Source organism: Butyricimonas muris, from assembly GCF_046365375.1.
Taxonomy (GTDB): Bacteria; Bacteroidota; Bacteroidia; order Bacteroidales; family Marinifilaceae; genus Butyricimonas; species Butyricimonas muris.
In genome coordinates this window covers 39,422-50,047 of the sequence record NZ_JBKEIT010000018.1, presented here as the reverse complement: position 1 = coordinate 50,047, position 10,626 = coordinate 39,422, and the positions used below count along the sequence as shown (strand labels likewise).

At 44.9% G+C, this 10,626-nt stretch carries 6 protein-coding genes; 5 read left to right on the top strand and 1 reads right to left on the bottom strand.

Annotated elements, in window-relative coordinates:
- The 3 genes from ACK8P8_RS21890 to ACK8P8_RS21880 form a co-directional block, all read left to right on the top strand.
- Positions 1-1,419: ABC transporter permease (locus ACK8P8_RS21890; RefSeq protein ID WP_410026320.1), on the top strand; the 1,419-nt coding region annotated here is incomplete at its 5' end.
- 28 nt (positions 1,420-1,447) lie between these two features.
- The gene (locus ACK8P8_RS21885; RefSeq protein ID WP_369861142.1) at positions 1,448-4,114 is read left to right on the top strand and encodes a zinc-dependent metalloprotease; all 2,667 of its coding nucleotides are present in this window, start codon (positions 1,448-1,450) and stop codon (positions 4,112-4,114) included.
- A 6-nt stretch (positions 4,115-4,120) separates the two neighbouring features.
- Complete coding sequence (locus ACK8P8_RS21880; RefSeq protein ID WP_369861143.1) at positions 4,121-5,221, top strand: thioredoxin family protein; 1,101 nt, start codon at positions 4,121-4,123, stop codon at positions 5,219-5,221.
- Positions 5,222-5,407: 186 nt separating this feature from the next.
- On the opposite strand, the gene ACK8P8_RS21875 is transcribed toward ACK8P8_RS21880, so the two are convergent.
- Positions 5,408-6,526, bottom strand: coding sequence for a bifunctional 3-deoxy-7-phosphoheptulonate synthase/chorismate mutase type II (locus tag ACK8P8_RS21875; RefSeq protein WP_099291355.1), 1,119 nt, complete (start codon positions 6,524-6,526; stop codon positions 5,408-5,410).
- A 598-nt stretch (positions 6,527-7,124) separates the two neighbouring features.
- On the opposite strand from ACK8P8_RS21875, the gene polA reads away from it, so the two are divergent.
- Together polA and ACK8P8_RS21865 are read left to right on the top strand one after the other, a co-directional pair.
- Positions 7,125-9,827 (top strand): DNA polymerase I, encoded by a 2,703-nt coding sequence (gene polA / locus ACK8P8_RS21870; RefSeq protein ID WP_410026319.1) that lies wholly within the window; start codon positions 7,125-7,127, stop codon positions 9,825-9,827.
- A 13-nt stretch (positions 9,828-9,840) separates the two neighbouring features.
- On the top strand, positions 9,841-10,614 hold the full coding sequence (locus tag ACK8P8_RS21865) for a DUF4271 domain-containing protein (protein ID WP_369861144.1): 774 nt from the start codon (positions 9,841-9,843) through the stop codon (positions 10,612-10,614).
- The last annotated feature ends 12 nt before the right edge of the window (positions 10,615-10,626 follow it).

Here is a 10,626-nt window from a genome sequence, read left to right as displayed (position 1 = left end):
TTTTTGTTACAGAAGGAGTTTATCCAGATATTCAGGGATAAAACGATATTGCTGATTCTGTTTCTGATCACGTCGATACTGTTGTTTATTCTTCCCCCGGCAGCGAAGGTAAGGACATCCACGATCTCTTTGAGCGTGGTGGATCATGACCGCACGAGCACCTCTGCCAATTTTCTGCGGAAGTTGACGAGTTCGAACCAATTCCGGATAGGGGCTTACGCGGATACCTACGAGGAGGGATTGAAGGTGCTGGAGAAGAATAAGACCTCGGGGATACTGGAGATACCGAAAGGTTTCGAGAAAAATGTCATGGAGCGTACAAAAGCCCCGATTATGCTGGAAATAGATGCCGTGAACGGCGTGACGGCGGGGCTTTCTTCATTTTATTTTTTACAGATACTGGAGCGGTATATATGGGAGTACGTGGACGGGTTCGGTTTTCAGCCGGGTTTTCGGATGGAGTCACAGGAAGAGATCATGGCTCGGGTGGAAGCGGAAGCGCAAGCCGAAATGACGAAACGGGCTAAAGCGGAAGTCGCGTCACAGGCACGATTGGCACAAGCGCAACAAATGATGCTGGCACGAGCGGAAGCGGAAACCCGTTTACAGGAAGGGGCTGAAATGCCGCGAGCGAACCAATCCCCGGAAGCCCGCGTGACGGCAAAGATGAATGAATGGGAGAAAGGAGAAGAAATCACGATACCCGGATTGATGATTGACGCGGGAGGCGCGGATGTGAATATTCCGCTTATCGAGAAACCGGCGGAACCGGGATTCGAACAGATCAATATGGTCGTGAATCACCGTTATAATCCGGACGGGGAGTCCAGTCTATACCAGATACCTTCACTTTTAGCTATTCTGGTGTGTATCATCGGGGCGGTGTTGTCGGCATTGAATATCGTGACGGAAAAGGAGAACGGCACCATAGAGCAGATGAACGTGAGCCCGGTGAAACGGAGTGCCTTTATCTTCTCGAAGATTATTCCCTCGTGGGTAATCGGGATGGCGATTCTTACGCTTGGCTTGATTATCGTGTGGGCGTTGTACGGGATTGTGCCCCAGAGTAGTTACTGGAGCATTTACTTGGTTTCGTTCCTTTTTCTCGTGTCGATGGTCGGGTTTGGCGTGTTGATCTCCACGGCTTGTCGGAATCAACAGCAGGCAATGTTGCTTTGTTTCTTCTTTTTGTTGATTATCTGTTTGTTGTGCGGGATGTGGACGCCGATTGACAGTATGCCGGGATGGGCTAGGGTGATAGCGGATATTAACCCGTTGCGCTATTACATCGAGGTAATGCGTCTGTTTTTCGCCTATGGCAGCGAGTTAAGGCATGTATTACCCCAGATTGGTGCTTTGTGCGTTTTTATTGTCGTGTTTAATGGTTGGGCGATTTGGAACTTCCGGAAAGCCAGATAGATATTTGTAATGTTTAAATATTGTATGTATGAAAAAGAGTATTGTATTTTTATTGGTGTCTTTGCTTTTGTTCTCTTTTTGTGAGGTGACGTCGGGTGCCGGACAATCGAAAAATGAGAAGGAGAAAAAAAAGGGCAAGGTTGAAACGGTATCGACAAAAAAAACGCCGGACAAGCCTAAGGCAAAGCCGGTAAGCAAGTATGATAAATTGTTCAAAACCAAGGGACATGTTGCCACGAAGGGAGGTTTCATGACCTTGCATAAGGTGGACGATAAATTGTACATGGAGATTCCGTTGAAATACATGGGGCGCGAGATGTTGTTAGGGTCCACGGCATCGGAATCCAGTAACCCGATGTTCTGCACGAACGGTTTCAAGACCAACACGCCCCGGCATATTAAATTTACCTTTGAAAAAGATACTACCGTGTACATGCGCAGTGTCAACGCGGCGTTGGATTTACAGGTAGATAAGGAGCGCGGGGAATTGTTGAAGCAAAGGAATTTTATAGACCCGATGCTGAAAGCTTACAAGGTGGAGGCATTCAATAAAGACCGTTCCGCCGTGGTGATCAACGTGACTTCCTTGTTCACGGGCAACGAGTCGGATTTATCACCGGTAAACCAAGGCGGGGGACAACTTACGATTAGCGCGTCGCCTTTAAAGGAGGGAACAAAATTGGATGAGATAAAAGCATTCGAGGATAACGTTATGGTTTCCACGTGGTATGCTTATAACGTGACGGTAAAGAGAGGGCGTTCCACTCTGGTAAATAATGCTCCGTTATCGGTAAAAGCTACCCGCTCGTTGTTATTGTTACCGGAAAAGAGAATGCGTCCGAGATACCCGGATTTCAGGTTAGGTATTTTCCAAACAGGAAAACATTGTATCACGGAAGCCGAGGACCAATTACTTAATTATTCTCTCGTGAATCGTTGGAGATTAGAACCCAAGGACCCGGAGGCTTACAAAAAAGGCAAATTGGTAGAACCCGTGAAACCGATCGTGTGGTACGTTGACGATGCTTTTCCCGAGTCGTGGAAAGAACCGATCAAGAAAGCCGTTTTGCGCTGGAATCAGGCCTTCGAGAAAATCGGCTTTAAAAATGTAATGCAAGTACATGATTTCCCGAAAAATGACCCGAATTTTGATCCCGACAACTTGAAATATTCTTGCATACGGTATATTCCCTCGAACACGCAGAATGCCATGGGACCCTCTTGGGTTGATCCGGTGACGGGTGAAATTATGACCGCTTCGGTGATTATTTACAACGATATAGTTAAGTTGATTAATCATTGGCGTTTTGTTCAAACGGCACAAGTGGATCCTCGCGTGCGGGCTAAAAAGATGCCGAAGGACGTGATGGACGAGTCAATTACTTACGTGGTGGCTCACGAAATCGGACACACGCTGGGATTGATGCACAACATGGGAGCTTCCAGTACTTACCCGGTGGATTCTTTGCGCTCGGCAAGTTTCACCCGGAAATATGGAACTACGCCTTCTATCATGGATTACGCCCGGTTTAATTACGTGGCTCAGCCCGGGGACAAAGGGGTGAAATTGACTCCGCCGGATTTAGGCCCGTACGACGAATTTGCCATCAAATGGTTGTACACCTATTTCCCCGGGGCAAAAAATTCGAAAGAAGAATTTAAAATACTGGAAGGTTGGGTAGACGAGAAAGTCGGGGATCCGATTTATCGTTTCCGCAAACAACAGGTGGCTTTCCGCGTAGATCCTTCGGCATTGGAGGAAGATTTGGGTGACGATCCGATGAAAGCGGGTGAATACGGGATTAAGAATCTGAAATATATTATGAACCATTTGAACGAATGGATCAAGGATGACCCGGAAGCTACTCACCGGAGAGCGTTGTACCAGAATATTGCCAACCAGTATGCCCGTTACTTGATGAACGTGGTTTATAATGTCGGTGGCATTTATTTGACGGACGTGAAAGACGGTACTTCCGGGAAACGGGTAGAGCCGGTTAGCCGCGAGAAACAACAGGCTTCTTTGAAATGGGTATTGAAGCAATTGAATGATTGCGATTGGCTGGATAACAAAGAGGTGACGGAAAAATTTGGCTTGGATGTGGCAACTTCTGCACGCCTTCAAAATATGGCAGTCATGGCGTTGTTCAACGCGAGCCGGAATGTCGTGTTGTCATCGCATATCTCTAAAAACCCGTACACGTTGCAAGCCTATTTCGATGATTTGTACAACGGGGTATGGGAGAGTGCGATTTCTAACCGGGAAGTGACTCAAGCCGATAAGATTATGCAAAATGGCATGTTGGCCTTCATGAAACAATTGTTGAAACCGTCACCCGGTCTGGCAGGACTTTTAGGAGGGATCACGAGTGAGGCGGGAACTCCTTCCTTAGACGAAATGAAATTGTACGGGTTGGATGAAATGATGGTAGTGGAATCGGAACAAGAATCCGCTTACGATGAGGAAGATCGTGAAATACTGAACAGCTTCGGTTTAGGATACGGCTACGGTTGGCAACGTCCGGTGAACACCTCTCTTATCGATGAAACTGTAGCCAACTGTTGTGGAATCGGTTTGAAATTGAGAACCTTATTAATGAGCAGAGCGATGGATGCCCCGGATCAGGCTTCCAAGCAGCACTATCAAGCCATGTTATTTATGTTGATGCAAATGACAGAGGGTATAAAAATCTAGTATAATATGAAGAGGAGCATAATGTTGTTATTTGTCGTGATGTCATTGGGCATCACGGCAAATGCCCAAGAAGGGGTTAAGTTCGAGGAACTAACGTTTAAAGAAGCGTTGGCTAAGGCAAAAGCGGAGAATAAACTCGTGTTTATGGATTGCTACACCTCGTGGTGTGCTCCATGCAAGAGAATGTTGAACACGGTTTTTGTGACGAAGGAAGCGGGAGATTTTTTTAATCCCCGGTTCGTGAGCGTGAAATATGATATGGAAAAAGGGGAAGGGATTGAATTGGCAAAACAATTTAACGTGAAGAGTTTCCCGACATTTTTTATATTTCGTCCCGATGGCAGTATTCAACACAAGATTGGCGGGGCAGGCTCGTTGAAATCTTTTATCGCTTGGGTAGAAAGAGGTTTGAACGAAGAAACCTCTCTTGATTACTTGAATAAGCAGTACGACAAGGGTGCGATCACGAAAGATCAGTTATTGACTTACTATTGGGTACTTATTTGTGCCGGGGAACAGGCAAAAGCGAACACGATTCTGGAAGAATTGAAAAAGCAAGTTGTCGATAGCGACAAGTTGAAAGCCGACTATTGGTTCTTGATAGAAGGGACGCCCTATGGCTCTGCCGATTTTAATTTTATATTGAACAACTTCTCCAAATTGAAAGAGAGTGTGGGATTGGAAAAATTGGACAAATATTTGGCGGAAAATTACAATAAGACTATAAATGAGGCCATTCAAAAGAAAACGGTAAAGGATGAGAATGGCATGAAGAAATTATTCGGTCAAATTTCTAAAGAATGGGCTTCTTGCAGTTGGACTCCGGACAAGAGATTGCAGAATAAATTGAAATTATTGGAGGCTTGTGCCGCTCAAGATTCAAAGCGCATTATTTCTTGCATGGACTCCGGCTTGAATAAGCAGGAAAACACGAAATGGAACTTCGATTTGTGGGTGATTTTGTCTGCCTTGGATTTCGTTAACGTGAGTGGGGAGAAAGTGGATAACGCAAAGGTATTGGCTTTGGAAACGAGGATTAACGGGTATTTCGCTTCTTCCGAGAGCATGAAAAAAAGACTTGAACCATACTTTGAAAAATTCAGATAATCTCAGAAAGGCTTCTTCTGATCAATTTGTTATGTGAACGGAGGGTGTGTCGAGGCACACCCTCTAGTTCATAAGGTTTATAAAGTTCATAAGGTTCGTAAAGTTTATTTGATAAATGCATAAATATTGATATACTGTTAATCAACTTTATAAACTTTAGGAGCCGAAGGCTCAACTTTATGAACTTTATAAACTAGAGGTGTGTCGAGACACACCTCTATTCATGATATCCGTTTGTCGGTCGATAGAAGCTTGGTGAATGGCTTTGAACACCCGTTCCACGAGTTCCACGGGGAGATTATTTTCACGTGCTTCTTCCGTGACGCGGGAGAGAATGCTTTCCCAGCGGTCGGGTTGGAGAATGGTGATGTTGTTTTCCTTTTTGTAAAGACCGATTTCCTCGATAATTTTCATGCGATTCGTGAGGGCTTCCATGATGGAAGAGTCAAGGGTATCTATTTTTTCCCGGAGTTCCTCGATGATTAAATGATTGGCAGAGTTGTTCGGGTGTGCTTCCCGGATAACCAGATGCTCTAGAATTTCCTTTAACTGCACCGGGGTAATTTGTTGTGCAGCATCACTTAGCGCGCAATCCGGATGAACGTGCGATTCCACGATCAGACCATCGAAACCGAGATCCATGGCTTTTTGAGATATCTCTTGAATGTATTCCCGGTGCCCGCCGATGTGACTGGGATCACAAAAGAGGGGCAATTGTTTAACGCGTCGCTTTAACTCGATAGGGATTTGCCACTGTGGTGTATTGCGATAGCGAGCGCTATTGTAGGAAGAAAAGCCGCGGTGTATGGCTCCCATTTTTTTGATCCCGCGCAAATAAAGGCGTTCAAAAGCCCCAATCCAAAGTTCTATATCCGGGTTGACGGGATTTTTGACGAAAACGGGAATATCCACACCTCGAAGAGCTTCGGCAATCTCTTGAACGGCAAATGGATTAGCGGTTGAGCGTGCCCCTATCCAAAGCATATCTATGTCGTGTTTCAAAGCGGCCTCGACATGGTGGGCGTTGGCAACTTCGGTGGATATCTTCAACCCTAAAGTTTTTTGGATATGCTGTAACCAAGGTAATCCTTTCATTCCGATTCCCTCGAAACAATTCGGGCGGGTACGCGGTTTCCATATGCCGGCACGCAGGACTTCTATCCCGTTGTTTTTCAATAGGGTTGCTGTTTCAAAAAGTTGTTCTTCACTTTCCGCGCTACAAGGTCCGGCAATGACTAGCGGACGCTGTAATCGCGTGAACAAATTCCATTCCGGACAAGGTTGTATATCCAATTGATAGGTCATTTAATCTTTTCTTTCTTTGTTTGCGAGTTCAAAGATATTCTTTTCTTTTAAAAGAGGAACGTGATTTCGGATTTTAGACATGGCAACCACATCAAAATAGAATTGAAGGAAAAATTACCTCCTTTTTTCTCTTGAATTTAGGATAAGATAAGTTAAATAATATATAAATATAAGGTATCTACTTTATACTTGATTTATATCAACTCCTATTCATCTCCCATTCATCTCCTATTCAATTCCTATTTCAAAGGTGAAATAATAGTATTTTAATTGAAATTGAATAAAATTTGATAATATAAAAGTACATGGTATATTCATTATTTGTTATAGTAAAATAACTGAATATACCGAAACCTCATCTCGAGAAAGGGAGGATAACAGCAAAAAATATTTTGACACGATTGTCATGGATTTTGGATGAAAGACTCCACGACAGTCGGAACTATCATGGAGTGTGCGTTTGTAGGGAGGGCTGTAGACTTTGATATTACGCGTTTCGCGTTACGCGAAACGCGTAATTTTGATGTCTTTTTTTCAAAGTAGCTATCCGTGTAAAAGAAAAAGGCTAACTTTGTAAGAAATAATTTGAAAAGGAAAGATGATGACTAACGAGGAGAAAAAATTATACTTGCTGGATGCTTTTGCACTGATTTACCGTTCGTATTACGCGTTTATAAACAATCCCCGGATTACTACCACGGGAATAAATACATCGGCTACTTTCGGTTTTTTTAATTTTTTGCTGGAAATTCTGGAGTTGGAGAAGCCGACACATCTGGCTGTTGTTTTTGATCCGGAGGGACCGACATTCCGTCACGAGATGTTCCCGCAGTATAAGGCACAGCGTCCGCCCATGCCGGAGGACCTGAAAAAGTCTATTCCTTATATCAAAAAGATTATCGAGGGGTTGGGGATAGCTTGTGTCACCGTGGACGGATTCGAGGCGGATGACGTGGTGGGAACTTTGGCAAAACGAGGGGAAAAGGAGGGTTTTCAAGTGTATATGATCACGCCGGATAAGGATTACGCGCAGTTGGTGAGCGAGAAAGTTTTCATGTATAAACCGGGAAGATCGGGGAATAAATCGGAAGTGTGGGGTATCCCGGAGGTGCTTGACCATTTCGGGATAGAGCGGGTGGAACAGGTGATAGATATCCTTGGTTTGATGGGAGATACTGCCGATAACGTGCCGGGATGTGCCGGTATAGGACCGAAGAGTGCGGCGGCCTTGATTTATAAATACGGGAGTATCGAGGGGGTGTACCGGCATATCGAGGAGTTGAAAGGAAAACAGAAAGAGAGTCTGTTGTGTTGTCAAAATACCGTGTTTCTGTCGAAAGAACTGGTAACGATCAACACGGAAGTGCCGACAGACGTGAATGTTGCAGATTTATTCTTGGGCGAGATAAAAGACGATGTTTTAAAACCGATTTTCAATGAATTGGAATTATTCTCTCTGGCGAAGCGAGTTTTCGCGATAGAGCACGAGGAGAAATTAGTCGATACGATACATCCCGAAGAGGTGGAATACCGGGAATTGACGACGAAAGAGGAACGGGAAGAGCTATTGCAGACATTGAAAGAAGCCCCGGAATTCGTGTTGAATGCGATCTTCGGGGACGGGACAATTTATAATTCTTACCCGGATTACCTGTGTTTTTCCACGGCATCGAATAGTGCCTGTTATTTACGGCTTCCGTCCGGGAAAGCGGAGGCGGAACGGGTGATACGGTCGCTCTCCCCGGTTTTTGAGGATGAAGGGAAGATTTTGATTTCCAATGACGTGAAAGACGATATTATTTGGTTGAGAAGGGTAGGGATCGAGATAAAGAACCGGATTTTCGATATCAAGATAGCGCATTACGTGTTGCAGCCGGACAGTTCGCACGAGTTGGAGCGGGTGGCTTTGGAGTTATTGAATTATCGTTTGATTAAAGGTGATAATACCGAGAACCCGCAATTGTCTTTATTCCCGGAGGAAGGAAGCAAAAAAGACAAGGATTACGCGGAGAGGACGGATATTCTTTTCCGCTTGAAGAGTAAGTTGGAGGAGGCTTTGAAGGATGTCGGGCTCTACAAATTGTTTGAAGAGTTGGAGATGCCGCTTGTCGGGGTGTTGGCGGATATGGAGTACGAGGGTGTGTCTATCGACAAAGGTGCATTAAAAGAATTGTCGGAAGAATTGAAAGAGAAAATCGCGGAGTCTGAAAAGATTATATACGAGATAGCGGGGGAGGAATTTAATATCAGTTCACCCAAACAACTCGGGGAGGTATTGTTTGACCGGATGAATATAGACCCCGGGAATAAAAAGACAAAAACGGGGCAGTACAGTACTTCCGAGCAAGTGCTCTCGAAATTGGAAGAGGCTCATCCTATCGTGGGGCATATTTTGAATTACAGGGGATTGAAAAAGTTACTGACGACTTATGCCGAGGCTCTGCCTACTTACATAGATCCGGGAACCGGAAAAATCCACACGCATTTTAATCAGGCAGAGGCTGCCACGGGACGATTGAGCAGCTTGAACCCGAATTTGCAGAATATCCCGATCCGGACGGAAGAGGGACGGAATATCCGGAAAGCGTTCATCACGGGTGATCCCGATTATGGCTTTTTCTCTGCCGATTATTCGCAGGTTGAATTAAGGTTAATGGCTCACTTGAGCGGGGCTCCCGGGCTGATTGATGCTTTCCTGAACGGGGAGGATATTCACGCGGAAACGGCGTCTAAAATATATCATGTACCCTTGAACGAGGTGACTCCCGAGATGAGACGGAGGGCTAAAACGGCGAACTTCGGGATTATTTACGGTATCTCGGCATGGGGATTGGCAGAACGGTTGAAAATCTCCCGAAAAGAGGGAAAAGAATTGATTGACGGGTATTTTAATTTGTACCCGGGGGTGAAACGTTACATGGAGGAATCCGTGGAAAAAGCCCGCAAGCAAGGGTACGTGGAAACGATCATGGGGCGTCGCCGTTACTTGAGGGATATTAATTCCAGAAATGCCGTGGTACGCGGAGTCGCGGAGAGGAATGCCGTGAATGCCCCGATACAGGGGTCCGCGGCTGATATTATCAAGAAAGCTATGATTTGTATTCATCAGAAAATCAAAGAGCGGGGGTTGCGTTCCAAGATGATATTGCAGGTACATGACGAGTTGAATTTTAAATGCCACCACGAGGAGATCGAGGAGTTGAAGCAGTTGGTTATAGATTGCATGGAGCACGTGGTGAGTCTGGCGGTTCCCTTGACCGTGGGTACCGGGTACGGGAAAAGTTGGTACGAGGCACACTAAATGATGGTTGAATATGTTAGAACAAGTCGCGGATAGTGTGGTGCGGGATTCGAGCGTGTTTCCGGCTTCTTTATTGGAAGAATCGGTTTCCCGGATGCCGGCACCACCGATGGATACCTTGACGAATTACATCGGGTTGGTGGATGCAACCCCGCTGGAAGGATGGGATTTTCATCTTACCACCGGGATTTTAACATACATGGTAGTTTTTCTTGTTCTTGTCGCTTTACTTCGTTTGCAGGGACGAGGATTTTTGTCGGCGGTATATTTCTATTTCTTCAGCAGGAAAAGGGATGTGGCGTTGATATCAGAGGGTACCCGTCAGAATTATTCCTTTGTACTTTTATCTATTTGCCTGTCTTTCTCGTCTTTGGCAATGTTGATTGCTTTTATGACGAGTGAGCCTTTTGTTTTTTCGGACGCGTTGTTTTATTTTCTGATCATATTCGGGTATTATATCGTGTTGCTGGGAACGGTGCGTCTTTTGGGCTGGACGTTTAACAGTCGGCATTGTGCTTCGGATATTATACTGAATTTGCGAGTTAGCGGCATCGTGTTGGGATTGTCTGTTTCACCTTTGGTCTTGGCTTTGTTTTTCGTGAAATCTTCTGCTGTAACAACCCTGTTTCACGTGATATTCGCCTTGTTCGTCATCCTCTTGATTTTTAGATTTATAAGATTGATTAAAATATTATATGGTTACAAAGTTTCAATTTTGTATATGATTTTGTACCTTTGTGGGCTCGAAATTGTGCCGATGCTTGTGTTATACAAGCTGTTGGTGTAATCGAGAAAGTTT